This window comes from Pseudomonas sp. MWU13-3659, from assembly GCF_023757525.1.
Lineage (GTDB): Bacteria > Pseudomonadota > Gammaproteobacteria > Pseudomonadales > Pseudomonadaceae > Aquipseudomonas > Aquipseudomonas entomophila_E.
In genome coordinates this window covers 241,587-268,323 of the sequence record NZ_JAMSHW010000002.1, presented here as the reverse complement: position 1 = coordinate 268,323, position 26,737 = coordinate 241,587, and the positions used below count along the sequence as shown (strand labels likewise).

The following is a 26,737-nucleotide window of genomic DNA, read 5'->3' as shown; positions in this document are numbered from 1 at the left end:
ATGCGCCCCCGCAAGACTGAAAATCGCCACCTCCCTCCACGGCTCTACGAGCGCAAGCGCACACGCAAGAGCGGCAAGGTCTGGGTCAGCTACTACTACCTCGACAAGTCAGGCAAGGAGATTGCCCTGGGCCCAGACCTGAACGCGGCAAGATTGAAGTGGGCAGAGCTGGAAGCGAAGGACAAACCACGCGACCTGCTGCTCATGAAGGCGATCTTCGACCGCTATGAACGGGACATCATCCCCAAGAAGGCGCCCCGCACCCAGAAGGACAACCTTGCCGAGCTACGTCAGCTGCGGCCTTTCTTCGAAGAAGCGCCCATTGACGCAATTACACCAGCGCTGGTGGCTCAATACCGGGATGCCCGATCCGCGCCAGTTCGGGCAAACAGGGAGATAGCGCTACTCTCCCACGTTTACAACCTGGCCCGTGAGTGGGGCCTCACGACCAAGGAAAACCCTTGCCAGGGCGTGCGCAAAAACAAGGAGACGCCGCGAGACTTCTACGCCAACGACGCAGTATGGAAGGCTGTCTACGCAAAAGCGGTTGAAGAGCTGAAGGTCGCCATGGATTTGGCGTACTTGACGGGCCAGCGTCCTGCGGACGTGCTGGTGATGAGGAAGGACGACATCGAGGACAAGGCCCTCGGCGTGAAACAGAAGAAGACCCACAAGAAGCTGCGGATCATGCTGGAGGTGGACGGGGTGGCCAGCGGCCTGGGCGTCCTTATCGAAGCAATCTTGAAACGCAACGCGGCGCACGGATCGCCTTACTTGATACTGACCGATGCGGGGAAACGGGTTACTGCAGCGATGCTGCGACACCGCTGGGATGATGCTCGAGAGGAAGCCGTGAAGGAAGCGACCGCTGCCGGTGACCAGGTACTGGCCAGCCGGATCAGTCAGTTCCAGTTCCGCGACATTCGCCCCAAAGCGGCCTCGGAGATCGCCGATGTCGACCACGCCAGCCTGCTGCTCGGCCACACGAAGGGAGACATCACCGAGAGGGTTTACCGACGCGTCGGGGCGCTCGCCAAGCCGACCAAATAAGCAAAGTATTAGGACGCGTCCTAATACCATTGCATCAAGAGTATCCTCAAGAGTGTCCCGCGGGTGGTTTTTCTGCACCCCTAAAAACGCAAAAAGCCCTGAATAATCAGGGCTTTGAATGTGGCGGAAGCGTAGAGATTCGAACTCTAGGATAGTTGCCCATCGACGGTTTTCAAGACCGTTGCCTTAAACCACTCGGCCACGCTTCCAGCTGGTTTTGCGGCGGCAATAATACCTTAATGAAACACGCTGTCAAACTCTCTGTGTCGCGGGTTGTGGCAGCTCTGGTATGCTGCAAGCCATACGTTCCAATACCACGGGTCCCGACCCACCGGTTTCACACCAAAGGAGTGCGCCATGCGCGAACAGGATTACGCCATCCAACACGGCCTGCAGGCCGATCAGCAGGAGGTCAGCAAGGTCCTGCGCAATACGTACAGCCTGCTGGCGCTCACCCTCGCCTTCAGCGGCATCATGGCCTTCGTCGCCCAGCAGATGCGTGTCGGCTACCCGAACATCTTCGTGGTGCTGATCGGCTTCTACGGCCTGTTCTTCCTCACCAACAAGCTGCGTGACTCGGCCTGGGGCCTGGTGTCCACCTTCGCCCTCACCGGTTTCATGGGCTTCATCCTCGGCCCTATCCTCAACCGCTACCTGGGCATGGCCGGTGGCGCCGAAATCGTCAGCTCGGCGTTTGCCATGACCGCCCTGGTGTTCGGCGGCCTGTCCGCCTACGTGCTGATCACCCGCAAGGACATGAGCTTCCTCAGCGGCTTCATCACCGCTGGCTTCTTCGTCCTGCTCGGCGCCGTGGTGGCCAGCTTCTTCTTCCAGATCAGCGGCCTGCAACTGGCGATCAGCGCCGGCTTCGTGCTGTTCTCGTCGGTCTGCATCCTGTTCCAGACCAGCGCCATCATCCACGGCGGCGAGCGCAACTACATCATGGCGACCATCAGCCTGTATGTATCGATCTACAACCTGTTCGTCAGCCTGCTGCAGCTGTTCGGCATCATGGGTCGCGACGACTGATCCAATTTCCGCCGCTCCTCGAAAAGCCCGCCTCGGCGGGCTTTTTCATGCCTGTACGAAACCGAAAATTACCAACAAAACAATTGACCTAAAAGTCAGCTTATTCGCTGATTCCTCAGCGATTATGCTGCCATCATGCTTGCCACTACCCCTCTGCGATTTCACCCCGTAGAATGCGCTCCTTTTTTCATCCGGGGCAGCAATTTCCATGAGTTCACTCGAACAAGGCCCGGGCGCCACGGCGCCTGCCAATGAACTGGTTCTAGGCCTCGAAGACAAGCCACGCCTGATGATCGGCCTGCTGGCCGCCCTGCAGCACTTGCTGGCGATCATCGTGCCGATCGTCACGCCCGGTTTGCTGATCTGCCAGGCGCTGGGCGTATCTGCCCGCGACACCAACCTGATCGTGTCGATGTCCCTGGTGATCTCGGGGATCGCCACCTTTGTCCAGTGCAAGCGCTTCGGGCCATTCGGCGCCGGGCTGCTGATCGTCCAGGGCACCAGCTTCAACTTCGTCGGGCCGCTGATTGCCGGTGGCGCGCTGATGGTCAAGCAAGGGACGCCGGTGGAAAGCGTAATGGCGGCAATCTTCGGCGTGGTCATCGCCGGTTCGTTCGTGGAAATGGGCGTCTCGCGCATCCTGCCCTTCGTCAAACGCCTGATCACCCCACTGGTGACCGGCATCGTCGTGCTGATGATCGGCCTGACCCTGATCAAGGTCGGCCTGATCAGCATGGGCGGCGGCTTCGGCGCCATGGCCGATGGCACCTTCGCCAACGGCGAGAACCTGCTGTTGTCGGGCGTGGTGCTGGCCATCATCGTCATCCTCAACCGTATCCCGGTGGTATGGATGCGCAGCTGCGCCATCGTCATCGCCCTGGCCGTGGGCTATGCCCTGGCCGGCTACCTGGGGCGCCTGGACTTCACCGGCATGCATCAGGCCGCGCTGTTCCAGGTACCCACCCCGCTGCACTTCGGCTTGGGCTTCTCCTGGGCGTTGTTCATCCCGATGCTGGTGATCTACCTGGTTACCTCGCTGGAAGCCATTGGCGATGTGACGGCCACCAGCAAGGTCTCGCGCCAACCAGTCGAAGGCCCGGTGTGGATGCAGCGGATCAAGGGCGGCGTGCTGGTCAACGGTGCCAACTCGCTGCTGGCCGGCCTGTTCAACACCTTCCCCAGCTCGATCTTCGCCCAGAACAATGGCGTTATTCAGCTCACCGGCATCGCCAGCCGCCACATCGGCATCTGGATCGCGGCCATGCTGATCCTGCTGGGCCTGTTCCCCAGCGTTGCCGGTGTGATCCAGGCCGTGCCGGAGCCTGTACTCGGTGGCGCGGCCATGGTGATGTTCGGCGCGGTGGCCGCCTCGGGCATCAATATCCTCGCCAGCACCCGCCTCGACCGTCGCGCCCTGCTGATCATCGCCGTCTCGCTGGCCTTGGGCCTGGGCGTGGCGCAGGTACCTGAGTTCCTGTCGCACATGCCGTCGGCACTGCGCCATGTACTGGAATCGGGCGTCGCCACCGGCGGCATCTGCGCCCTGGTGCTCAACTGGTTCCTGCCGGAGAGCAAGGAAGCGGCCTGAGCCGTGCCCGGTTGAACCGAAAAGCCCGCGCCCACCCGCGCGGGCTTTTTGCTTTATCATGGCCGCATCCATTTGCACGAGCTTTCCATGAAATTCGCCATCGCGGTTTTTTCCCCGGCCCATGCGCCCTCCTCGCGCCGCGCCCTGCGCTTCGCCGAGGCGGCGCTGGCCGGCGGGCATGAAATAGCCCGGTTATTCTTCTACCAGGACGGCGTGCACAGCGCTTCGGCCAATATCGTCGCACCGCAGGATGAGCTGGATGTGGCCGCTCAGTGGCGCGCATTCGTCAGCGAACACCGGCTCGACGCCGTGGTGTGTATTGCCGCCGCCCTGCGCCGTGGCGTGCTGGACGACTCGGAGGCCAATCGTTATCAGCGTCCGGCCGTAAATCTACCCATGCCCTGGGAGCTGTCCGGCCTGGGTCAACTGCACGAGGCGGCGCAACTGGCCGATCGCCTGGTCTGTTTCGGAGGGGATTGAGATGGCCAAGTCGCTGTTGATCATCAGCCGCCAGGCGCCCTGGAACGGCCCGTCCGCTCGCGAAGCGCTCGACATCGCCCTGGCTGGCGGGGCCTTCGACCTGCCCTTGGGCATGCTGTTCCTCGATGACGGCGTGCTCCAGCTCGCTGCCGACCAGCAACCCGATACCCTGCAACAGAAGAACCTTGCCGCCAACCTTCAGGCCCTGCCGATGTTCGGTGTCGAGGAACTGTTCGCCTGCGGCCATAGCCTGGCCCGTCGCGGACTGGACGGAGGCACGCTTAGCCTGCCGGTAGAGGTGCTCGACGATGCCGCGCTCGCTGCGCTGATTGCCCGTTTCGACCAGGTGGTGACGCTCTGATGACAACCCTGCACATAATTGCCCATTCACCGTTCGGTGACGAGCGCCTGTCCAGTTGCCTGCGCCTGCTGGGCCCGCAAGACGCACTGCTACTGTGCGGTGACGCCACGTACGCGCTCAAGGCCGGCAGCGAGCCCTTCGCAGCCCTGCAAGCCGCCCATCTCGGCGACCGCCTATACGCGCTCGCCGAGGACCTGCAGGCCCGCGCACTCGACAGCCAACTGGCCAAGACCGTGGACTACCCCGCTTTTGTCGAACTCACCCTGCACTACGACAAGGTCAACAGCTGGCTATGAGCACACTGACTGTTGGCGATCGCTCGATCGCCCTGGACAAGGATGGCTTCCTGGTCGACTTGCAGGACTGGTCCCATGAGGTCGCCGAGTCCCTCGCCGCCCGCGAAGCCATCGCCTTGACCACGGATCATTGGGAGGTCCTCGAACTGCTGCGCCAGTTCTACGCCGAGTACCAGTTGTCCCCGGCCACCCGCCCGCTGATCAAGTACACCGCGCTCAAGCTGGGTGCGGAAAAGGGCAACAGTCCGCACCTGAACCGCCTGTTCAACGGCACTCCCGCCAAACTTGCCGCCAAGCTGGCGGGCCTGCCCAAGCCGACCAATTGCATATGACCGAACCGCTTGCACTGACCCTGGAAACCCCGGCCGAACACCCCTTCGCCGAATTCGTGCGCATTCTCGGCAAAGGCAAACGTGGCGCCCGCGGGTTGACCCGTGAGGAGGCCCGTGTAGCCATGACCTTGCTGCTCGAAGGCAAGGTGGAGGACACCCAGCTCGGCGCCTTCCTGATGCTGCTGCGGCACAAGGAGGAAAGCGCCGAGGAGCTGGCCGGTTTCACCGAGGCTCTGCGCACTCACTTGCAAGCACCACGGATTGTCGTCGATCTGGACTGGCCGAGCTACGCTGGCAAGAAACGTCACCTGCCTTGGTACCTGCTGGCCGCCAAGTGCCTGGCGGGCAATGGTGTACGCATCCTGATGCACGGCGGCGGTGCGCACACCGCCGGGCGACTGTACACCGAGCAACTGCTGGGGCTGCTGGACATCCCGCTGTGCCGCGACTGGGCATCGGTCGAACAGGCGCTGGACGCTCGTCGGCTGGCCTTTGCGCCCCTGCTGGACTGGGCCCCACAACTGCAGCGCATGATCGACCTGCGCAACACCCTGGGCCTGCGCTCGCCGATCCACTCGCTGGCCCGCGTGCTCAACCCCCTTGGCGCACGCTGCGGGCTGCAAAGCATCTTCCACCCCGGCTACCAGGCCGTGCACCGCGAAGCCAGCCGCCTGCTCGGTGACCATGCGCTGGTGATCAAGGGTGACGGTGGCGAGATCGAGATCAATCCGGACGTGATCAGCCATCTCTACGGCACATCCGGCGGCGAGGCGTGGGACGAGGAATGGCCGCCCCTGAGCGCCCAGCGTCACGTCAAACCCGCCAGCCTGCAACCTGAGCACCTGCTGGCTGTGTGGCGCGGCGACACCAACGATAGCTATGGTGAACTGGCGGTGATCGCCACCATGGCCCTGGCCCTGCGCGGGCTCGGCCAGCATCGCGAGCAAGCATTCAGCACCGCGCACGCCTACTGGGAGAGCCGTAAAAACATCGAATAATCAGATAAAAATACCGCATTCTTTGCGCTATTTATTCGAACGTTTTTATCTAGACTGAGCTCCAACGACAGACAACTTTGTTCGAGGAGCTCCAGCATGGGCCTTTTGATCGACGGCCGCTGGCATGACCAGTGGTACCAGAGCAGCAAGGATGGCGCCTTCCAGCGCGAGAACGCACAACGCCGCAATCCGCTGCCTGCTCCAGAGGCCGGCCGCTATCACCTGTACGTGTCGCTGGCCTGCCCCTGGGCCCACCGTACCCTGATCTTTCGAGCCATCAAGGGCCTCGAACCGCTGATCGACGTCTCGGTGGTCAGCTGGTTGATGGGCGAGCATGGCTGGACCTTCGACCAGCAGGAAGGCTCCACGGGCGACCACCTGGACGCCTTGCAATACCTGCACCAGCGCTACACCCAGGACGACCCGCACTACACCGGGCGCGTGACCGTGCCGGTGCTATGGGACAAGCAGGAGAAGCGTATCGTCAACAACGAGTCGGCGGAGATCATTCGCATCTTCAACACGGCGTTCAACGAACTCACCGGCAATACGCTGGACCTGTACCCAGAGCCCCTGCGCGCCACCATCGATGCGCTCAATGAACGTATTTATCCTGCGGTGAACAACGGCGTATACCGCGCAGGCTTCGCCACTTCGCAACCCGCCTATGAGGCGGCCTTTGATGACGTGTTCAACGAACTGGATCATCTGGAGGGGTTACTGGGTCGCCAGCGCTACCTGGCCGGCGAGTACCTGACCGAAGCCGACGTTCGCCTGTTCACGACACTGGTGCGTTTCGACGCGGTGTACCACGGTCACTTCAAGTGCAACCTGCGCCGCCTGAGCGATTATCCGAACCTGTCCAACTGGCTGCGCGAGCTGTACCAGTGGCCGGGCGTGGCCAGGACAGTGAACATGGAGCATATCCAGAAGCACTATTACATGAGCCACAAGACCATCAACCCGAATGGGATCGTGCCCAAGGGGCCGCTGCAGGATTTCAACCTGCCGCATGATCGGCAGCGATTGCCGGGCAAAGGTATCTGGCAAGTCTGAGGCAATTGGGGCTGCGTTGCAGCCATTCGCCGGCAAGCCGGCTCCTACACCAATCTCGTAGGAGCCGGCTTGCCGGGGAATGTTTCAGCTGTTTTGCACCCCTTCGAACCACGCCAGCTTGTCGCGCAACTTCACCACTTCCCCGACGATCACCAGGGTCGGCGCATGCACTTCATGGCGGGCTACCAGCTCAGGCAGGTCAGCCAGGGTACCGGTAAACACCCGCTGGTTACGCGTGGTGCCTTGCTGCACCAACGCCGCAGGCGTACTGGCCGCGCGGCCATGGCGGATCAGCTCGGCACAGATGGTCGGCAACCCGACCAGCCCCATGTAGAACACCAGGGTCTGGGCCGGCGCCACCAGGTCGTGCCAGGGCAGGTTGCTGGTACCGTCCTTCAAGTGCCCGGTCACGAAACGCACCGACTGGGCATAATCCCGGTGAGTCAGCGGAATGCCGCCATAGGCGGAGCAACCACTGGCCGCCGTGATGCCCGGCACCACCTGGAACGGAATCCCTTCGTCGGCCAGTTCCTCGATCTCCTCGCCACCCCGGCCGAAGATGAACGGATCGCCGCCCTTGAGCCGCAGCACGCGCTTGCCCTGGCGCGCCAGGTCCACCAGCAGACGGTTGATCTGATCCTGAGGCACGGCATGGTCGGCGCGGCGCTTGCCGACATAGATGCGTTCGGCATCACGTCGGCACATCTCGATGATGGCGGGCGCCACCAAGCGGTCATAGAGCACCACATCGGCCTGCTGCATCAGGCGCAGGGCGCGGAAGGTCAAGAGGTCCGGATCACCTGGGCCAGCACCCACCAAGTACACCTCGCCACCCTGCTGCACCGGCGCGCCGTCGACCATCGCCTGCAACAGACGCTCGGCCTCCGCGCCCTGCCCGGCCAGTTGGCGTTCGGCGATCGGCCCCTGGAACACGTTTTCCCAGAAGCCGCGGCGCTGGTTGACGTCCGGGTACAAGGCCTTGACCTTGTCTCGGAAACGCGCGGCGAGCCCGGCCAGCTCGCCATAGGCGGACGGGATCCAGGCTTCCAGCTTGGCGCGGATCAACCGCGCCAGCACCGGGGCGTCGCCACCGCTGGACACCGCCACCACCAAGGGTGAGCGGTCGACGATGGCCGGGAAGATCACCGTGCACAGGGCCGGCGCATCCACCACGTTGACCGGCAGGCTGCGCGCCTGCGCGTCCGCCGAGACCTGGGCGTTGAGCCCAGGGTCATCGGTAGCCGCGATCACCAGGCAACAACCCTCCAGATCCGACGACTGATAGCCGCGCACCAGCACTTCGCCACCACCCTCGCGGGCCAGCGCGGCGAGCTGGCCGTCGACTTCCGGCGCCACCACCCGCAGCGCGGCGCCGGCGTCAGCCAGCAGGCGCGCCTTGCGCAGGGCGATCTCGCCACCGCCGACGACCAGCGCGCGGCCACCCTGCAGCTTGTGGAACAGCGGCAGGTAGTCCATTCAGCGAATGACCTCGACGCCGCCCATGTAGGGCTTGAGCACTTCCGGCACGCGAATGGAACCGTCGGCCTGCTGGTAGTTCTCCAGCACCGCGACCAAGGTACGGCCAACGGCCAGGCCCGAACCATTGAGGGTGTGTACCAGCTCTGGCTTGCCGGTTTCCGGATTGCGCCAGCGGGCCTGCATACGGCGGGCCTGGAAGTCGCCGCAGTTGGAGCAGGAGCTGATCTCGCGGTATTTGTCCTGGCTCGGGACCCACACTTCCAGGTCGTAGGTTTTCACTGCGCCGAAGCCCATGTCGCCGGTGCACAGGGCCAGTACGCGGTACGGCAGCTCCAGCAATTGCAGCACGCGCTCGGCGTTGGCGGTCAGGCCTTCCAGAGCGTCCATCGACTTCGACGGCTCGACGATCTGCACCATCTCGACCTTGTCGAACTGGTGCTGGCGGATCATGCCGCGGGTGTCACGACCCGAGGCACCGGCTTCGCTGCGGAAGCACGGGGTGTGGGCAACGAGCTTGATCGGCAGTTGCTTGGCGTCGATGATCTCGCCGGCCACCAGGTTGGTCAGCGACACTTCGGCGGTCGGGATCAGGTAGAAGTCAGCCTCGCCTTCGCGGCTGATCTTGAACAGGTCTTCCTCGAACTTCGGCAACTGACCGGTGCCCTGCAGGGCCGGGGCCTGTACCAGGTACGGGGTGTAGTGTTCCTCGTAGCCGTGCTCGCCGGTGTGCAGGTTGATCATGAACTGCGCCAGGGCGCGATGCAGGCGTGCAATCGGGCCGCGCAGCACGGCGAAACGGGCACCGGACAGCTTGGCGGCGGCTTCGAAGTCCAGGCCACGGCTGATCTCGCCCAGGGCCACGTGGTCCTTGATCTCGAAGTCGAAGGTGGCCGGGGTGCCCCAGCGGCGCACTTCGACGTTCTCTTCTTCACTGGCGCCGACCGGCACGCTGGCGTCCGGCAGGTTGGGGATGGTCAGCAGGATCGCGTCCAGCTCGGCCTGGATGCCGTCCAGTTCGGTCTTGCCTTCGGCCAGTTCGTTGGCCATGCGCTCGACGTCAGCCATCAGCGGCGCGATATCCTCGCCCTTGGCCTTGGCCTGGCCGATCGATTTGGAACGGGCGTTACGCTCGGCCTGCAGTTGCTCGGTGCGGGTCTGCACCGATTTGCGGCGCTCTTCCAGCGATTCGATGCGCGCGACATCCAGGCTGAAGCCACGGGTGGCCAGGCGGTCCGCCACTACCTGAAGTTCAGTGCGTAACTGTTTGGAATCGAGCATGTCGTTCTCTCGTTATGTGTAAAAGTTGGTTCAGTATCGGGTCAGGGACAGGCCAGCCCAGGTCGCGAGCAGGCCGCCCACCACGCTGATAATGGTATAGCCCATGGCCAGCGGTACTTGCCCGCTTTCCATCAGGCGCACGGTATCGAGCGAGAAAGAGGAAAAAGTGGTCAGGCCACCCAGAAATCCGACGATCAATCCGGCGCGCAGCTCGACCGGCGCCAGGGGCTTGTGCAGGAACAGCCCGTAAAGCAGGCCGATCAGCAAGCAGCCAACCAGGTTGACCGCCAGCGTACCGGCATAGAAGTGCCGTGGCCAGTGGGCCGCCACCCAGTTGGCGGTGGCGAAGCGCAACAGCGTGCCGGCGATACCGCCCGCGCTGACGGCGGCGATGAGTGCGATCACGGCTTTCTCCGCCGACGTGGGCTGTTGCGGTCGAGCTCGGCCAGGTGGCGCAGCTTTTCGCCGATCTTCAACTCAAGGCCGCGTGGCACTGGCTGATAGTACTGGCGTGGTTCGAGTTGCTCGGGGAAGTAGTCTTCGCCAGCAGCATAGGCGTCCGGCTCGTCATGGGCGTAACGGTATTCCTCGCCGTAGCCGAGCTGTTTCATCAGTTTGGTCGGTGCATTGCGCAGGTGCAGCGGAACCTCCAGCGAACCGTGCTCAGCCGCTTCGCGCATGGCCGCCTTGAAGCCTACGTACACCGCGTTGCTCTTCGGTGCGCAGGCGATGTAGGTGATGGCCTGGGCCACGGCCAGCTCACCCTCGGGGCTACCCAGGCGCTCCTGCACATCCCACGCCGCCAGGCACAGGCTCAGGGCTCGGGGGTCGGCGTTGCCGATATCCTCGCTGGCCATGCGTACCACGCGGCGGGCGATGTACAACGGGTCGCAGCCACCGTCGAGCATGCGCGCATACCAGTACAACGCACCGTCGGGGTTAGAGCCACGCACGGATTTGTGCAAGGCCGATATCTGGTCATAGAACGCCTCGCCGCCCTTGTCGAAACGTCGGCGGCTGTCACCGAGCAGGCTTTGCAGCAACTCGACGCCAATCTCGCCACCGTCTTCGGCCAGGTCCGACGCGTTCTCAAGGAAGTTGAGCATGCGCCGGCCATCGCCATCGGCGGCAGCCATGAGCATCCTGAACGCTTCATCGCCCACACGCAGGTTGCGCTTGCCCAGGCCACGCTCCTCGCTGAGGGCGCGATCGACCAGCTTGCGCAGCGCGGCTTCGTCCAGGCTCTTGAGCACATACACCCGTGCCCGCGAGAGCAAGGCGTTGTTCAGCTCGAACGACGGGTTCTCGGTGGTGGCGCCGATGAAAATCAGCGTGCCGTCCTCCACGTAGGGCAGGAAGGCGTCCTGTTGCGATTTGTTGAAACGGTGCACTTCGTCGACGAACAGGATGGTACGGCGGCCGTACTGTCCCGCCTGCTGCTTGGCCACCTCGACTGCCTGGCGGATCTCCTTGACCCCGGCCAGTACCGCCGAGACCGTCTCGAAGTGAGCGTCGCAGAACTGCGCCAGCAGCCGCGCGAGGGTGGTCTTGCCCACCCCCGGCGGCCCCCAGAAGATCATCGAGTGCAGGGCGCCCTGCTCCAGCGCCTCGCGCAGCGGCTTGCCGCGGGCCAGCAGGTGCTCCTGGCCGACGTACTCGTCCAGGCTGGACGGGCGCAGGCGGGCGGCCAGGGGCTGGGCGACGGGTTCGCTACGAAACAGGTCCATGGCGGGCTCTGGTTACTCCTGGATGATGTCCGCGCCTTTCGGGACATCGAACTTGAACTTGCTCGGCGGGATGGCTTCGTTGGCCTTGACGCCGTTGAACAGGATGTTGGTGCGCTGGCCGACGCTGTCGATCAGTTGCATGTCGTTGATCAGGCCCTTGCGGAACGACACCCGCAGCGAGTCGAACAGGGTGTCCTTGGTCTTCGGCTTGAGGGTGAAATCGGTCACTTCGCCCTGCTCCTTCGAGCTGATGTCGAAGCTCTGGCTGATCTTCGACACGTCACCGGACAGCAGCAATGCCGGGGTCTGGCTGAGGCGTACATCGAGCTTCTTGATGGTGGCCTGTTCCAGGTCCGGGTCCCACAGGGTGACCTTCTGGCCATCGGACACTACCACCTGCTCCTGGGGTGCGTCGGTGTGCCAGTAGAACAGGCCCGGGCGCTCGACCGCCATCTCGCCGTTGGCTTCCTGCAGGCTGGTGCCGCTGGCGTCCAGGGTCAGCTGGGAGAAGCGCGCGGTAATGGTCTGGGACTTTTCCAGCAGTTGGGTGAGGCGAGCCACGTCTTTATCGTCGGCATGTGCCGACAGGGCGCCCATGGCCAGGGCAGAAACCAACAGCATGCGAATCGCGCGCATGGGAATCCTCATTGAGCATTGGAAAGGCCGGGCACCTTCGTTGATGCCCGGCAGGGTGTTCATCAGTCGCGCGGGCCGCCCGGGGCTATCACTTCCCGCGAGCCGTTGCTGTTCATGGGGGTGACCACGCCGGCCATCTCCATCGCCTCGATCATCCGGGCGGCACGGTTGTAGCCGATCTTCAACTTGCGCTGTACGGCCGAAATCGACGCGCGACGGCTTTCGAGCACGAACTGGACGGCTTCATCATACAAGGCGTCGCTCTCGGAATCTTCGCCATCACCGCCACCGCCGCCGCCATCGAAGCCGCTGCCGGCCTCTTCGACGCCGTTGAGGATGTCGTCGTTGTAGTCTGGAGCGCCGCGCAGTTTCCACGCCTCGACCACGCGATGTACCTCATCGTCGGAGACGAAGGCGCCGTGTACGCGGATTGGCAGGCTGGTGCCCGGCGGCATGTAGAGCATGTCACCGTGGCCCAGCAGTTGCTCGGCGCCACCCTGGTCGATAATGGTCCGCGAGTCGATCTTGCTCGACACCTGGAACGCCATGCGGGTCGGGATGTTGGCCTTGATCAGGCCGGTGATCACATCCACCGACGGGCGCTGGGTCGCAAGAATCAGGTGGATACCGGCGGCACGGGCCTTCTGGGCGATGCGGGCGATCAGTTCCTCGACCTTCTTGCCGACGATCATCATCATGTCGGCAAATTCGTCGACCACCACCACGATGGTGGGCAGCGTCTTCAGCGTAGGCGGCTCGTCGTCCATGCTTTCGCGGCGGTACAACGGGTCGTGAACGACCTCGCCAGCTTCCTCCGCATCCTTGATCTTGCGGTTGAAGCCGGCCAGGTTGCGCACGCCCATGGCCGCCATCAGCTTGTAGCGACGTTCCATTTCAGCAACGCTCCAGCGCAGGGCGTTGGCGGCGTCCTTCATGTCGGTGACCACCGGGCACAGCAGGTGCGGAATACCTTCGTAGATCGACAGTTCGAGCATCTTCGGGTCGATCATGATCAAGCGGGCGTCTTCGGGGCCCGACTTGAACAGGATCGACAGGATCATCGCGTTCACACCTACTGACTTACCGGAACCTGTGGTACCGGCCACCAGCAGGTGCGGCATCTTCGCCAGGTCGGTGATCACCGGCTTGCCGCCGATGTCATGGCCCAGGGCCAGGGTGACCGGCGACTTGTTCTCATCGAACTGCGTCGACGACAGCACCTCGGAGAAGCGCACCATCTGGCGGTTCTCGTTGGGAATCTCGATACCCACGGTGGTCTTGCCGGGGATCACCTCGACCACGCGCACACTGGTCACCGCCAGGGAGCGTGCCAGGTCCTTGGCCAGGTTGGCGATACGGCTGACCTTGACGCCCGCGGCGGGCTGGATCTCGTAGCGGGTGATCACCGGGCCTGGGTGGATCGAATCGACCGAGACCTCGACACCGAACTCCTTCAGCTTGATTTCCAGCAGGTGGCCGACACCGGCCAGCGACTCAGGCGAATACTCGATCTTCTTCTCTTCGGCAGGGTCGAGGATGGAGATCGACGGCAAGGTGCCTTCCACGGCGCTGTCAATGAACAACGGCGCCTGCTTCTCCTTCATCACCCGTTTGCTGGGTTCCGGCGCCTTGACCGGCGCAGGCGGAATGTTGATCACCGGGGCCGGTTGCTGTTCGCGCTGGGCAACGTGCTTGGTCAACGCCTCGTCGCGCTCGATGATGCGCTCGCGAGCCTTGATCTGCTCGCGCTTGTCCGGCACCACCGGGGCAACCACTTCCTCGACCTGCTCATCCACCTCACGCAGCTGCGCCACCAGGCGCTTGCGCTCGTTGCGCGCCTCCCACCAACGGTTGGCGGCCCCCTGCATCAGCTCGAACAGGTCGAGGGTGATCTTGCCGGTGACATCCATCACCTTGAACCAGGACAGGTCGGTGAACACGGTCAGGCCGAACAGGAACAGGGCAATGAACATCAGCGTGCTGCCCTGCACATTGAGCAGGTTGCGCGCCAGGTCCCCCAGGCTCTCGCCCAGGGCCCCGCCCGCGGAGAACGGCAGGCTGGCCGAAGGGTGGAAATGGATATGCGCCAGCGCCGCGCCCGACAGCACCAGGAATACCAGGCCGATCAGCCGCCAGGAAAACAACCAGCCACTCCACTGCCAGGGCTGGTGACGCTCGCGGAAGATCTGCCAGGTCTTGATCGCCAGCAGCAGCGGGAAGATGTAGGCGAAGTAGCCAAGCACCATGAACAGGATGTCGGCGAAATAGGCCCCGGCACGGCCGGCGGCGTTCTGCACCTGGTCGGCGTTGCTGGTGTGGCTGAAGCCTGGGTCGGCGGTGTCGTAGGTGACCAGTGCCATCCACAGGTACAGGCACAGGGCACCGACGGCGATCAGCGCACCTTCCTTCAGACGGTAGTGCAGCTGTTGCCGCCAGAGAGGCACTGGCAAGGGGGCTGGAGTTGCGGTGGATTTCTTCAAAACGCGTCTATTCCTGCGCGTGCTGCGCGTCCAAACAGTGAAAGGCCGTACGCAGGCCTTTGAGCCACTACTTTTAACATTACTGCCCGCCAGCCGCCATGGCGGCACGCTGCTAGAGCGTGAACGGGGGCTACTTTCACAATGCTTGCAATTTGAGCATGCATTTTCTTTTGTGACAAAGGCTTATGCTGTGTTTTTGCACAGGTGTGACAGCAAATGTGCCAGATGGTGCCAACACAAGCGTGAAACACCCCGAAGTCATTGAGTTTCGACGTGGGCTTGCCCCGCGACAGCAGCCGTTGACCGCACTCGCGAGCCGCGCCATGCTGGTCGCCCTCCCCTCCCCCGCCGCCCAAGAACACCATGCTCACCTGGCTCACCCGCGATTCGCTGACCTTCCCGCCCCTGGAAAAGGCCCTGCACGACCCCAACGGCCTGCTTGCCGCCGGAGGCGATCTTACGCCCGAACGCCTGGTCGCCGCCTACCGCCACGGCTGCTTCCCCTGGTACCAGGATGGCCAACCGATCCTCTGGTGGTCACCCGACCCGCGCACTGTGCTGTTCCCCGAAGAGCTGCACGTTTCGCGCTCGCTGGCCAAGTTCATCCGCCAGGGCCACTACCAGGTCAGCTTCGACAGCGACTTCCCGGCCGTAATCGAAGCCTGCGCCGCGCCGCGCGACTACGCGGACGGTACCTGGATCACCGACAGCATGCGTTCGGCTTACTGCGAGTTGCACCGCCGCGGCTTCGCCCATTCGGTGGAAGTGCGCCGGGAAGGTGAACTGGTCGGCGGGTTGTACGGCCTGGCCATGGGCCGCCTGTTTTTTGGCGAATCGATGTTCAGCCGCGCCGACAACGCCTCGAAAGTGGGCTTCGTGGCACTGGTGGAGCACCTGAAACAGGCCGGTTTCGCCTTGATCGACTGCCAGATGCCCACCCAACACCTGCACAGCCTGGGCGCCCGCTCCATCAGCCGTACCGAGTTCGCCGGCCATCTGGCGCGCCACCTCGACCAGCCCAGCGGCGCCAGCTGGGTTCGCTAGGCGAGTTTCCAGAGCTGGCTTACACTTAGAGACAACGACTCATCAAAGGGGTTGAACATGACAGAGTTGGCGCGGTTGAAGTTCTATGCCACTCAACCCCACTCCTGCAGCTACCTGCCGGATGAGCAGGCCACCACGCTGTTTCTCGACCCGAGCCAGCCGATGGACGTGCACGTGTACGCCGACCTGTCGGAAATGGGCTTTCGCCGCAGCGGTGACCACCTGTACCGCCCGCATTGCCAGAACTGCAATGCCTGCGTGCCCGCGCGCATTCCTGCCGCGCGCTTCATCCCCAACCGCCAGCAGCGGCGCATTCTCAAGCGCAACGCCGACCTGGCCGTCAGCGCCGTGCGACCGGTATTCAAGGAAGAGTACTTCGACCTGTACCGCCGCTACATCGAGCAGCGCCACGCGGATGGCGACATGTACCCGCCCAGCCGTGACCAGTTCTCGACCTTCCTGGTCCGCGACCTGCCGTTCTGCTGGTTCTACGAGTTCCGCCTCGAGGGGCGACTGATGGCGGTGGCAGTCTGCGACCTGCTGCCCAACGGCCTGTCGGCGGTGTACACCTTCTACGAGCCTGATGAAGAACGGCGCAGCCTGGGCCGCTACGCCATCCTCTGGCAGATCACCGAAGCCCTGCGCCAGAACCTCGACGCCGTGTACCTGGGATACTGGATCAAGAACTGCAAGAAAATGAACTACAAGACCCAATATCGCCCCATCGAACTACTGATCAATCAGCGCTGGGTCACCCTCAACTGAAAGCATTGGCTTGACACGCAATTTTCGGGCATACTCCACGCCACTTTTTTTGCCCGGTGCAGTCGTGCGTCGGGCCATCACTGGATACCGAGGGCTTTACTGCATGTCGAAAGAAGACAGCTTCGAAATGGAAGGCACTGTCGTCGACACCCTGCCCAACACCATGTTCCGCGTGGAGTTGGAAAACGGGCACGTCGTTACCGCGCACATCTCCGGCAAGATGCGCAAGAACTACATCCGTATTCTCACTGGCGACAAGGTCCGCGTCGAACTGACGCCGTACGACCTGAGCAAGGGCCGCATCACCTACCGTGCGCGCTAAGCTCAAGCCATGAAAAAGCCCGGCCATGTGCCGGGCTTTTTTGTGCCTGTGAAAACGTATCGCGGCTGAAGCCGCTCCTACAGGCACCGCGCATCCCTGTAGGAGCGGCTTCAGCCGCGATGGGCCCAGCCTTATGCAACCTCTGCCGTGGTCTCGTAATCGAACACCAGCTCGCCATCGCGCAGGTCGATGTGCACCACACCGCCATGCTCGGCCAGCTCGCCAAACAGGATCTCCTCGGCCAGCGGCCGCTTGATCTTGTCCTGGATCAGCCGCGCCATCGGACGCGCGCCCATCTGCACATCGTAGCCCGAAGCCGCCAGCCAGCCGCGCGCGGCATCGGTGACCTCCAGCAGTACACGCTTGTCCTCCAGCTGCGCCTGCAGTTCGATGAGGAACTTGTCGACGATGCTCTTGATCGTCTCGTGGGAGAGACGGCCAAACTGGATGATGGTGTCCAGACGGTTGCGGAACTCCGGCGTGAAGCTCTTGCGGATGACCTCCATGGCATCGGAGGAATGGTCCTGGTGAGTGAAGCCGATCGAGGCGCGCGCGGCGGTTTCAGCGCCGGCGTTGGTGGTCATGATCAGGATCACGTTGCGGAAGTCCGCCTTGCGCCCGTTGTTGTCGGTCAAGGTGCCGTGGTCCATCACCTGCAGCAGCAGGTTGAAGACTTCGGGGTGCGCCTTCTCGATCTCGTCGAGCAGCAGCACACAGTGCGGCTGCTTGGTAATGGCCTCGGTCAGCAGGCCACCCTGGTCGAACCCGACATAGCCGGGCGGGGCGCCGATCAGGCGCGACACGGTATGCCGCTCCATGTACTCGGACATGTCGAAGCGCACCAGTTCCACACCCAATGCCTTGGCCAACTGGCGAGCCGCCTCGGTCTTGCCCACACCGGTCGGGCCGGCGAACAGGAACGAGCCGACTGGCTTGTCCGGCGCCTTTAGGCCGGCACGGGACAGCTTGATGGCAGTGGCCAGCGAATCGATCGCCGCATCCTGGCCAAACACCGTGAGCTTGAGGTCACGCTCCAGGTTGCGCAGCAGCTCTTTATCGGAGCTGGTGACATGTTTCGGCGGAATCCGCGCGATCTTGGCGACAATGTCCTCGACCTGCGGCACATCGATACGTTTGACGCGGTTGGCCTCCGGTTGCAGGCGCTGGTAGGCACCCGCCTCGTCGATCACATCGATGGCCTTGTCCGGCATATGCCGGTCATTGATATAACGCGAGGCCAGTTCGGCGGCGGCGCGCAGGGCTTCGTCGCTGTACTCGATGTTGTGGTGGCTCTCGAAGCGGCCCTTCAGGCCACGCAGGATACCCACGGTATCTTCCACCGAAGGCTCGCTGACATCGACCTTCTGGAAGCGACGTGCCAGGGCACGGTCCTTCTCGAAGATGCCGCGGAACTCCTGGAACGTGGTCGAACCGATGCAACGGATATCACCGGACGACAGCAGAGGCTTGAGCAGGTTGGACGCATCCATCACGCCACCGGACGCCGCGCCGGCACCGATGATGGTGTGGATCTCGTCGATGAACAGGATTGCCTGCGGACGCTTGCGCAGCTCACCGAGCAGCGCCTTGAAGCGCTTCTCGAAGTCACCGCGGTACTTGGTGCCTGCCAGCAGCGCACCAAGGTCGAGGGAGTAGACGACACTCTGGGCCAGCAGGTCCGGCACCTGGCCATCGACGATGCGCTTGGCCAGGCCTTCGGCGATAGCGGTCTTGCCCACGCCGGCCTCACCGACCAGCAACGGGTTGTTCTTGCGCCGACGGGCGAGGATCTGCGCGACGCGCTCGACCTCCTGCTCACGCCCCACCAGCGGGTCGATGCGCCCGGCACGGGCCAGTTCGTTCAGGTTGCTGGCATAGGCGTCCAGCGGGTTGCCGGAAGAAGAGGTCTCGCCACCCTCCTCGTCCTGCATGTCTTGTTCGTTTTCAGTATGCGGGCCATGGCCCGGCACTTTCGAAATACCGTGGGCGATGTAGTTGACCACATCGATGCGCGCCACGCTCTGCTGCTTGAGCAGGAACACGGCCTGGCTTTCCTGTTCGCTGAAGATCGCCACCAGCACGTTGGCGCCAGTCACCTCGCGCTTGCCGGAGCTCTGCACGTGGAACACGGCACGCTGCAGCACGCGCTGGAAGCCTAGCGTGGGTTGCGTTTCGCGGTCCTCGTCATGCACGGGGATCAGCGGGGTGGTCGAATCGATGAACTCCTGCAGGTCATGCTTGAGTTTGTCGAGATTGGCGCCACAGGCGCGCAGAACGGTCGCGGCAGCCTCATTGTCAAGGAGTGCCAGCAGCAGATGTTCGACAGTCATGAACTCATGACGTTTCGAACGCGCCTCCTTGAAGGCCAGATTGAGGGTGACTTCGAGCTCGCGGTTTAACATAGCTTCACCTCATACCCAAGTGGTCGGCGATTAACCGTCCTTCTCGATTTCACAGAGTAGCGGATGCTGGCTTTCCCTGGCGTATTGGTTGACCTGCATGGCCTTTGTCTCGGCGATGTCACGGGTAAACAATCCGCATACTGCCCGCCCTTCGGTATGGACGGTCAGCATGATCTTCGTTGCCAGCTCGCGGTTCAGATTGAAGAACGTCTCGAGCACTTCGACGACGAAATCCATTGGCGTGTAGTCATCGTTGAACAAAACCACCTTGTACATCGGTGGCGCCTGCAGGATCGGCTTGGCCTCCTGGACCGCAAGGCCGGCGCCATCGTCCTCATGCCCGTCCTCGTTCGACTGCGGGCGATCCTGATTGAATGTTAGTCGAATCTCACTGGGTACATGCATGGAAAGAATTTCATCATGAGCGACAGGTTAAGGTTGTGGGTTGACCGCTTCAGGTGGCTGTCGGCGCGGGCGCCGGCTGACCTTGACTAACGGCAAAACGGTGTTACAACCAATAAGAACCCACCGTGGTCTATAAAGATCCGCGCAGTCAACCAGATTTTCTCGCATGGTTCGTATGCGGATGAAGTGGATGATACTCCAGTGATGGAGTCCTTTGCAGAGGGACATAGGGATGGCAAGCGGTAAAGTCAAGTGGTTCAACAACGCCAAGGGCTACGGATTCATCAATGAGGAGGGTAAGGACGAGGATCTTTTCGCCCACTACTCCGCCATCCAGATGGATGGCTACAAAACATTGAAAGCTGGCCAGCCCGTGACGTTCGACCTCTTGCAAGGCCCCAAGGGCAAGCATGCGGTGAACATCCAAAGCGCCCCCGCCAGCAATTCGGGCACTAGCACAGGCAATGCCTCCCCGGCCATTACCGCTGAAGCCTGATCCCTGCTGATAGCCGTTATACGAAAAAACCGGCCGCCTCTTTAAATAGAGAGGCGGCCGGTTTCTTTGTGTCGTTTACATATGCTTGATCAGCGCCTCGCCAAAGCCTGAACTGCTCACCAATGTCGCGCCATCCATCAAGCGTTCGAAGTCGTATGTCACGGTCTTGGCCGCGATCGCGCCATTGGTACCCTTGATAATCAGGTCCGCCGCTTCGGTCCAGCCCATGTGCCGCAGCATCATCTCGGCCGACAAAATCACCGAACCCGGGTTGACCTGATCCTTCCCGGCATACTTGGGCGCGGTACCGTGGGTGGCCTCGAACATGGCTACGGTGTCCGACAGGTTGGCGCCCGGCGCGATACCGATACCGCCCACCTCTGCCGCCAGGGCGTCGGACAGATAATCGCCATTGAGGTTGAGGGTGGCGATCACGTCGTATTCGGCCGGGCGCAGCAGGATCTGCTGGAGCATGGCGTCGGCAATGGCGTCCTTGACGATCACCTCACGGCCAGTCCTGGGGTTCTTGAACTTCATCCATGGGCCACCATCGAGCAGCTCTGCACCGAACTCGTCGCGCGCCACCTCGTAGCCCCAATCCTTGAAGGCCCCTTCGGTGAATTTCATGATGTTGCCCTTGTGCACCAGGGTCAGCGATTTGCGGTCGTTATCCACCACATATTGCAGCGCCTTGCGCACCAGGCGCTTGGTGCCCTCCTTCGAAACCGGCTTGACGCCGATGCCGCAATCCTGGTCGAAACGGATCTTGGTGACGCCCATTTCTTCCTTGAGGAACTTGATCACCTTGTTCGCCTCGGGCGAGCCAGCCTTCCACTCGATACCGGCGTAGATGTCCTCGGAGTTCTCACGGAAGATCACCATGTCGACGTCGCCAGGCTTCTTGACCGGGCTTGGCACCCCCTGGAACCAGACCACCGGGCGCAGGCACACATAAAGGTCGAGCTGCTGGCGCAGGGCCACGTTGAGCGAACGGATGCCACCGCCGACCGGCGTGGTCAGCGGCCCCTTGATCGAGACCACATAGTCCTTCACCGCGTCGAGGGTTTCCTGGGGCAGCCAGGTGTCCTGGTCATAGACTTGTGTAGCCTTCTCGCCGGCATAGACCTCCATCCAGGCGATCTTGCGCTTGCCACCGTAGGCCTTCTGCACAGCGGCGTCGACCACTTTGATCATCACCGGCGAGACATCCACGCCGATACCGTCGCCTTCGATGTAGGGAATGATGGGGTTGTCGGGAACATTGAGCGAATGGTCTGCATTGACGGTGATCTTGGCACCATCAGACGGCACCTTGATTTTCTGGTATCCCATGCTGCACTACTCCGCTTTTCCTGGTGTGATTGGAAATCGTGCGATCCACTGAGCCTAAACCAGCTTTTCCGAGCTGCAAGCTTCAAGTGGCAAGTAGCAAGCTGCCCTCTGGTGCTTTCACCCTCCCAGCTACCCGGCAATCGGGCAAATCAACGGCCCCAGCGCCCATTTTTCTTGCCGCTTGCAGCTTGCAGCTTGCCGCCCGCCCTGCGGCAACACGTCACATTGCTCCTACGTCTTTGGTCTTATAAATGCGCTGATACGACTTCACCTTGCTGATTAGCCCAAAGGGTTTGATATACTCCGGCGCGACCGAAGGGTCATCGGGGCGAATCCCAGGAAAATGCGGCTCGCCCTCGGCCAGGAAATGGCCATAAGCCTGGGTTGTTACCGCAGCCCAGCACTTGACGCTCGACTGATGCATCCACCATCACCGCTCGCAGCCTCTCGACTTTCCGCTCATGGCGTCGCCAGGGCGAAGCGCCTACCCTGCGCACCTCGAGACTCGAGTACGCTCAGCACATAGAGAGTTAACCCGCATGCCCACCCGTTCCAAGATCATCTATACCTTCACCGACGAAGCCCCCGCCCTCGCCACCTACTCGCTGCTGCCGATCGTCGAAGCCTTCACCGCTTCGGCCGATATCGCCGTCGAAACCCGCGACATCTCCCTGGCCGGCCGAATCCTCGCGGCCTTCCCGGAGCAACTGGGCAGCGCGAAGCAGGTAGGCGATCACCTGGCGGAACTGGGCCAGCTGGCCACCACCCCTGAAGCCAACATCATCAAGCTGCCGAACATCTCTGCTTCGGTTCCACAGCTGAAGGCGGCGATCAAGGAACTGCAAGCCAAGGGCTTCAACATCCCCGACTACGCCGACGAGCCGGCCTCTGCCGAAGAGAAAGAGTCCCGCGCCCGTTACGACCGCATCAAGGGCAGCGCCGTGAACCCGGTGCTGCGCGAAGGCAACTCCGACCGCCGCGCCCCGCTGTCGGTCAAGAACTACGCTCGCAAGCACCCGCACAAGATGGGCGCCTGGGCCGCCGACTCCAAGTCGCACGTCGCCCACATGACCCACGGCGACTTCTACGGCAGCGAGAAGGCCGCGCTGATCGAGGCTGACGACAGCCTGCGCATCGAACTGGTCGGCAAGGACGGCACCACCACTGTCCTGAAAGAGAAAACCGCCGTCAAGGCCGCCGAAGTCATCGACTGCGCCACCATGAGCCGCAAGGCCCTGAAAGCCTTCATCGCCGAGCAGATCGCCGATGCCAAGGCCTCCGGCGTGTTGCTGTCGGTGCACCTGAAAGCCACCATGATGAAAGTCTCCGACCCGATCATGTTCGGCGTGATCGTCGAGGAGTTCTACAACGACGTGCTGGCCAAGCACGCCGCGGCGCTGACCGAAGTAGGCTTCAACTCGAACAACGGCATTGGTGACCTGTACGCCCGCATCAAGGACCTGCCTGCTGAAAAGCAAGCCGAGATCGAAGCCGACATCCAGGCCCTGTACGCCGTTCGCCCGGCCCTGGCCATGGTCAACTCGGACAAGGGCATCACCAACCTGCACGTACCGAGCGACATCATCGTCGACGCCTCGATGCCTGCGATGATCCGCGACTCGGGCAAGATGTGGAACACCGCCGGTGAACTGCAGGACGCCAAGGCCGTGATCCCGGACCGCTGCTACGCCGGCATCTACCAGGCCACCATCGAAGACTGCAAGCAACACGGCGCCTTCGACCCGACCACCATGGGCAGCGTTCCCAACGTCGGCCTGATGGCCCAGAAAGCTGAAGAGTACGGCTCCCACGACAAGACCTTCCAGATCAAGGCCGACGGTGTCGTGCGCGTGGTCGACGGCAAGGGCAAGGTCGTACTGGAGCAGAACGTCGAGGCGGGTGACATCTTCCGCATGTGCCAGACCAAGGACGCGCCTATCCAGGACTGGGTCAAGCTGGCCGTCAACCGTGCCCGCCTGAGCAACACCCCGGCGGTGTTCTGGCTGGACCCGGCCCGCGCCCATGACGGCGTGATGATCGAGAAGGTGCAGCAGTACCTGAAGGATCACGACACTTCCGGCCTGGACATCCGCATCCTGGCTCCGGTCGACGCCATCAAGTTCTCCCTGGCCCGCATCCGCGAAGGCAAGGACACCATCTCGGTGACCGGCAACGTGCTGCGCGACTACCTGACCGACCTGTTCCCGATCATGGAACTGGGCACCAGCGCCAAGATGCTGTCGATCGTCCCGCTGATGAACGGCGGTGGCCTGTTCGAAACCGGCGCCGGCGGTTCGGCACCGAAGCACGTGCAGCAACTGGTCGAAGAAAACTTCCTGCGCTGGGACTCGCTGGGTGAATTCCTCGCGCTCGCCGCCTCGCTCGAGCACCTGGGCAACACCTACGACAACCCGCGTGCCAAAGTGCTGGCCAACACCCTGGACCAGGCCACCGGCAAGTTCCTCGACACCAACAAGTCGCCTTCGCGCAAAGTCGGCGGTATCGACAACCGTGGCAGCCACTTCTACCTGACCCTGTATTGGGCAGAAGCCCTGGCCGCCCAGTCCGACGACGCCGCCCTGCAAGCGCGCTTCGCCCCGCTGGCCAAGACCCTGAGCGAGAACGAAGCGACCATCGTCGCCGAGCTCAACGCCGTCCAGGGCAAGCCGGCCGACATCGGTGGCTACTACGCCCCTGATGCCGAGCTGACTGCGAAAGTGATGCGCCCGAGCCAGACCCTGAACAGCGCTATTGCCGCACTGTAAGGTTCGCTTGAAGTAACAGCACAAACCCCGGCCACGCACCGGGGTTTGTGCTTTTTTAGCCACAAGTTGCAAGCTGCAAGCCACAAGTCAAAGCAGTCGCTTACCGCTTCTACTTGTGGCTTGCAGCTTGAAACTTGCCACTCAGGGAGAGAATCGACCGTGTCTTGGCAACCCCACATCACCGTCGCCACCATCGTCGAACACGAGGGCAAGTTTCTCTTCGTCGAGGAATTCAAGGCCGGCCAACACGTCTTCAACCAACCTGCCGGCCACCTCGAAGCCAACGAAACCATCACCCAGGCCGCCCTGCGCGAAACCCTCGAAGAGACCGCCTGGGAAGTCGAACTCACCGGCGTGGTCGGCATCTACCTCTACACCGCCCCGAGCAACGGTGTAACCTACCAGCGCATCTGCTTCGCCGCCCGCCCCGTGCGCCATCACACTGACCTGGCCCTGGACAGCGACATCGTCCGCGCCGTGTGGCTGAGCCGCGATGAGCTGCTGGCCGAACCGTCGCGCTGGCGCAGCGAACTGGTGCCCCGCTGCCTCGACGACTACCTCAAAGGCCCATTGCACAGCCTCGACCTGCTGCGCGACTGACGCCAGCCTGCGGGTTTGATAGAATCGGCGTTTTTCCCCTCTGATACACATTCGGTAGCCATGACCAGCCCAGCACTCAAAGACCCCGCCAAGACCCGCGTCATCGTCGGCATGTCCGGCGGCGTGGACTCTTCCGTCTCCGCCCTTCTGCTCATGGAGCAGGGCTACCAGGTGGAAGGTCTGTTCATGAAGAACTGGGAAGAGGACGACGGCACCGAATACTGCACCGCCCGCGAAGACCTGGCCGACGCCCAGGCCGTGTGCGACCGCATCGGCATCAAGCTGCACACCGCCAACTTCGCCGCCGAATACTGGGACAACGTGTTCGAGCATTTCCTCGAAGAGTACAAGGCCGGCCGCACACCGAACCCGGACATCCTCTGCAACCGCGAGATCAAGTTCAAGGCGTTCCTCGACTACGCCCTGTCTCTGGGCGCAGACCTGATTGCAACCGGCCACTATGTGCGCCGCCGCGACACTGGCGAGCTGACCGAATTGCTCAAGGGCCTGGACCCGAACAAGGACCAGAGCTACTTCCTGCATGCCGTCGGCGGCAAGGAAATCGCCCGTACCCTGTTCCCGGTCGGTGAGCTGGAGAAGCCCGAGGTGCGCGCCATCGCCGAGAAACACGGCCTGGCCACGGCGAAGAAGAAGGACTCCACCGGCATCTGCTTCATCGGCGAGCGCCGTTTCAGTGATTTCCTCAAACAGTACCTGCCTGCCCAGCCGGGCGAGATCCAGACCACCGATGGCGAAGTCATCGGCCGCCACCACGGCCTGATGTACCACACCATCGGCCAGCGCCAGGGCCTGGGCATCGGTGGCCTGAAGGACGCCGGCGACGAACCGTGGTACGTGCTGCACAAGGACCTCGCACGGAATGTGCTGGTGGTCGGCCAGGGCAACGAACACCCCTGGCTGTTCTCCCGCGCCCTGCTTGCCTCGGAAATCTTCTGGGTCAACCCGATCGACTTGAGCAGCCCGCGCCGGCTCACCGCCAAGGTGCGTTATCGCCAGGGCGACCAACAGTGCACCCTGGAGCGCACCGAGAACGGCTACCGCGCGGTGTTCGACGAACCTCAACGCGCCGTTACCCCCGGCCAGTCGGTGGTGTTCTACGACAAAGAGGTGTGCCTGGGCGGCGGCGTGATCGAGACCGCCGAGCCGTGGAGCCCGCGTCAATGAACAACCTCCAGGAGCAGTTGATTGCCCTGGGCGGCGTGTTCCAGGCCGCAGTGCTGGTCGACCGCATCGCCCGTACCGGCCAGGCCAGCGAGGCCAATATCGGTTGCATGCTCGGCAGCCTGCTGGTGCGCGACCCGAAGGATACGCTGGAGGTGTTCGGCGGCGACGACCTCAACCTGCGCGACGGCTACCGCGCGCTGGTCGGCGCCCTGGAGCGCGACCCCAGCAGCCTGCAGCGCGAGCCCCTGCGCTACGCCCTGTCGATGTTGGGCCTTGAACGCCAGCTGAACAAACGCGGCGACATGCTCGACATCATCGGCAATCGCCTGCCGCAGATTCAATCGCAGGCCGATCATTTCGGCCTGGTCCACGAAAACGTCATCGCTTCCAGCGGAGCCTTGTACCAGGACACCCTGAGCACCTTGCGCCAGCGCATCCAGGTGCACGGCGACATGCGTTTCCTGCAACAGGCAAGCAATGCCTCGAAGATCCGCGCCCTGCTGCTGGCCGGGATCCGCGCCGCGCGCCTATGGCGCCAGCTGGGCGGGCATCGCTGGCAACTGGTGTTCAGCCGGCGCAAGTTGCTCAACGAGCTTTACGGGATGATGCGTACCGCTGATTGATTGGCACA

The 26,737-nt window shown here is 62.8% G+C and carries 26 protein-coding genes and 1 tRNA gene; 17 read left to right on the top strand and 10 right to left on the bottom strand.

The features are described from left to right. Entirely contained in the window at positions 1-1,050 is a 1,050-nt protein-coding gene (locus tag NGM28_RS03590; RefSeq protein ID WP_252088705.1) for a tyrosine-type recombinase/integrase, read from the top strand. 121 nt (positions 1,051-1,171) lie between these two features. On the opposite strand, the gene NGM28_RS03585 is transcribed toward NGM28_RS03590, so the two are convergent. Further along, positions 1,172-1,259: transfer RNA gene (locus NGM28_RS03585), tRNA-Ser, on the bottom strand. Between the two features lie 148 nt (positions 1,260-1,407). Here NGM28_RS03585 and NGM28_RS03580 point away from each other — a divergent pair. The 8 genes from NGM28_RS03580 (at position 1,408) to NGM28_RS03545 (ending at position 7,190) form a co-directional block, all read left to right on the top strand. Beyond that, positions 1,408-2,079, top strand: coding sequence for a Bax inhibitor-1/YccA family protein (locus NGM28_RS03580; RefSeq protein ID WP_011533446.1), 672 nt, complete (start codon positions 1,408-1,410; stop codon positions 2,077-2,079). A 208-nt stretch (positions 2,080-2,287) separates the two neighbouring features. Continuing rightward, the gene (locus tag NGM28_RS03575; RefSeq protein WP_240063393.1) at positions 2,288-3,667 is read left to right on the top strand and encodes a nucleobase:cation symporter-2 family protein; all 1,380 of its coding nucleotides are present in this window, start codon (positions 2,288-2,290) and stop codon (positions 3,665-3,667) included. 87 nt (positions 3,668-3,754) lie between these two features. Continuing rightward, complete coding sequence (tusD, locus tag NGM28_RS03570) at positions 3,755-4,147, top strand: sulfurtransferase complex subunit TusD (protein WP_213660654.1); 393 nt, start codon at positions 3,755-3,757, stop codon at positions 4,145-4,147. Between the two features lies 1 nt (position 4,148). Next, entirely contained in the window at positions 4,149-4,508 is a 360-nt protein-coding gene (gene tusC, locus NGM28_RS03565; protein WP_240063392.1) for a sulfurtransferase complex subunit TusC, read from the top strand. Beyond that, positions 4,508-4,804 (top strand): sulfurtransferase complex subunit TusB, encoded by a 297-nt coding sequence (gene tusB / locus NGM28_RS03560; protein WP_240063391.1) that lies wholly within the window; start codon positions 4,508-4,510, stop codon positions 4,802-4,804. Before tusC ends, tusB begins: the two co-directional genes overlap by 1 nt. After that, positions 4,801-5,136 carry a TusE/DsrC/DsvC family sulfur relay protein gene (locus tag NGM28_RS03555; RefSeq protein WP_240063390.1) on the top strand — a complete coding sequence of 112 codons (336 nt, stop codon included), beginning with the start codon at positions 4,801-4,803 and terminating at the stop codon, positions 5,134-5,136. Before tusB ends, NGM28_RS03555 begins: the two co-directional genes overlap by 4 nt. Positions 5,137-5,150: 14 nt before the next feature. Then, positions 5,151-6,134 (top strand): glycosyl transferase family protein, encoded by a 984-nt coding sequence (locus tag NGM28_RS03550; RefSeq protein ID WP_502943823.1) that lies wholly within the window; start codon positions 5,151-5,153, stop codon positions 6,132-6,134. Positions 6,135-6,230: 96 nt separating this feature from the next. Then, entirely contained in the window at positions 6,231-7,190 is a 960-nt protein-coding gene (locus NGM28_RS03545; protein WP_252088703.1) for a glutathione S-transferase family protein, read from the top strand. An 84-nt stretch (positions 7,191-7,274) separates the two neighbouring features. On the opposite strand, the gene cysG is transcribed toward NGM28_RS03545, so the two are convergent. The 6 genes from cysG to ftsK all read right to left on the bottom strand — a co-directional run bounded on the left by cysG (position 7,275) and on the right by ftsK (position 14,790). Further along, the gene (gene cysG / locus NGM28_RS03540; protein WP_252088702.1) at positions 7,275-8,666 is read right to left on the bottom strand and encodes a siroheme synthase CysG; all 1,392 of its coding nucleotides are present in this window, start codon (positions 8,664-8,666) and stop codon (positions 7,275-7,277) included. Beyond that, on the bottom strand, positions 8,667-9,947 hold the full coding sequence (serS, locus tag NGM28_RS03535) for a serine--tRNA ligase (RefSeq protein WP_240063387.1): 1,281 nt from the start codon (positions 9,945-9,947) through the stop codon (positions 8,667-8,669). It abuts the gene before it with no gap. A 30-nt stretch (positions 9,948-9,977) separates the two neighbouring features. After that, complete coding sequence (crcB, locus tag NGM28_RS03530) at positions 9,978-10,352, bottom strand: fluoride efflux transporter CrcB (RefSeq protein ID WP_252088701.1); 375 nt, start codon at positions 10,350-10,352, stop codon at positions 9,978-9,980. Further along, entirely contained in the window at positions 10,349-11,674 is a 1,326-nt protein-coding gene (locus NGM28_RS03525) for a replication-associated recombination protein A (protein WP_252088700.1), read from the bottom strand. Before NGM28_RS03525 ends, crcB begins: the two co-directional genes overlap by 4 nt. A gap of 12 nt (positions 11,675-11,686) precedes the next feature. Then, the gene (gene lolA, locus NGM28_RS03520; protein WP_252088699.1) at positions 11,687-12,310 is read right to left on the bottom strand and encodes an outer membrane lipoprotein periplasmic chaperone LolA; all 624 of its coding nucleotides are present in this window, start codon (positions 12,308-12,310) and stop codon (positions 11,687-11,689) included. A gap of 62 nt (positions 12,311-12,372) precedes the next feature. Next, positions 12,373-14,790: a DNA translocase FtsK gene (ftsK, locus tag NGM28_RS03515; protein ID WP_252088698.1), complete on the bottom strand. Its 2,418-nt coding sequence runs from the start codon at positions 14,788-14,790 to the stop codon at positions 12,373-12,375. Between the two features lie 363 nt (positions 14,791-15,153). On the opposite strand from ftsK, the gene aat reads away from it, so the two are divergent. The 3 genes from aat (at position 15,154) to infA (ending at position 16,921) form a co-directional block, all read left to right on the top strand. Next, positions 15,154-15,834, top strand: a complete 681-nt coding sequence (aat, locus tag NGM28_RS03510) for a leucyl/phenylalanyl-tRNA--protein transferase (RefSeq protein WP_252088697.1) — start codon at positions 15,154-15,156, stop codon at positions 15,832-15,834. 57 nt (positions 15,835-15,891) lie between these two features. Next, positions 15,892-16,599: an arginyltransferase gene (locus NGM28_RS03505; protein WP_240063382.1), complete on the top strand. Its 708-nt coding sequence runs from the start codon at positions 15,892-15,894 to the stop codon at positions 16,597-16,599. A 103-nt stretch (positions 16,600-16,702) separates the two neighbouring features. Beyond that, entirely contained in the window at positions 16,703-16,921 is a 219-nt protein-coding gene (gene infA / locus NGM28_RS03500; RefSeq protein ID WP_002553999.1) for a translation initiation factor IF-1, read from the top strand. 131 nt (positions 16,922-17,052) lie between these two features. On the opposite strand, the gene clpA is transcribed toward infA, so the two are convergent. Together clpA and clpS are read right to left on the bottom strand one after the other, a co-directional pair. After that, a complete protein-coding gene (clpA, locus tag NGM28_RS03495) occupies positions 17,053-19,323 on the bottom strand; it encodes an ATP-dependent Clp protease ATP-binding subunit ClpA (RefSeq protein WP_011533430.1) in 2,271 nt (756 codons plus the stop codon). A 30-nt stretch (positions 19,324-19,353) separates the two neighbouring features. Next, a complete protein-coding gene (gene clpS / locus NGM28_RS03490; protein ID WP_203652216.1) occupies positions 19,354-19,728 on the bottom strand; it encodes an ATP-dependent Clp protease adapter ClpS in 375 nt (124 codons plus the stop codon). Between the two features lie 232 nt (positions 19,729-19,960). Between clpS and cspD the strand changes: the two genes are divergently transcribed. Then, on the top strand, positions 19,961-20,224 hold the full coding sequence (gene cspD / locus NGM28_RS03485; RefSeq protein WP_240063381.1) for a cold shock domain-containing protein CspD: 264 nt from the start codon (positions 19,961-19,963) through the stop codon (positions 20,222-20,224). Positions 20,225-20,299: 75 nt separating this feature from the next. Here cspD and icd read toward each other — a convergent pair whose 3' ends face one another. Then, entirely contained in the window at positions 20,300-21,556 is a 1,257-nt protein-coding gene (icd, locus tag NGM28_RS03480) for an NADP-dependent isocitrate dehydrogenase (RefSeq protein WP_252088696.1), read from the bottom strand. 539 nt (positions 21,557-22,095) lie between these two features. Here icd and NGM28_RS03475 point away from each other — a divergent pair. From NGM28_RS03475 to hflD, 4 genes are all read left to right on the top strand, one after another. After that, positions 22,096-24,321, top strand: a complete 2,226-nt coding sequence (locus tag NGM28_RS03475; protein ID WP_252088695.1) for an NADP-dependent isocitrate dehydrogenase — start codon at positions 22,096-22,098, stop codon at positions 24,319-24,321. Positions 24,322-24,480: 159 nt separating this feature from the next. Then, positions 24,481-24,921, top strand: coding sequence for an NUDIX hydrolase (locus tag NGM28_RS03470; protein WP_252088694.1), 441 nt, complete (start codon positions 24,481-24,483; stop codon positions 24,919-24,921). Between the two features lie 60 nt (positions 24,922-24,981). Further along, positions 24,982-26,106 carry a tRNA 2-thiouridine(34) synthase MnmA gene (mnmA, locus tag NGM28_RS03465; RefSeq protein WP_213660638.1) on the top strand — a complete coding sequence of 375 codons (1,125 nt, stop codon included), beginning with the start codon at positions 24,982-24,984 and terminating at the stop codon, positions 26,104-26,106. Next, positions 26,103-26,729, top strand: a complete 627-nt coding sequence (gene hflD, locus NGM28_RS03460) for a high frequency lysogenization protein HflD (protein ID WP_240063376.1) — start codon at positions 26,103-26,105, stop codon at positions 26,727-26,729. Before mnmA ends, hflD begins: the two co-directional genes overlap by 4 nt. Positions 26,730-26,737 lie beyond the last annotated feature (8 nt).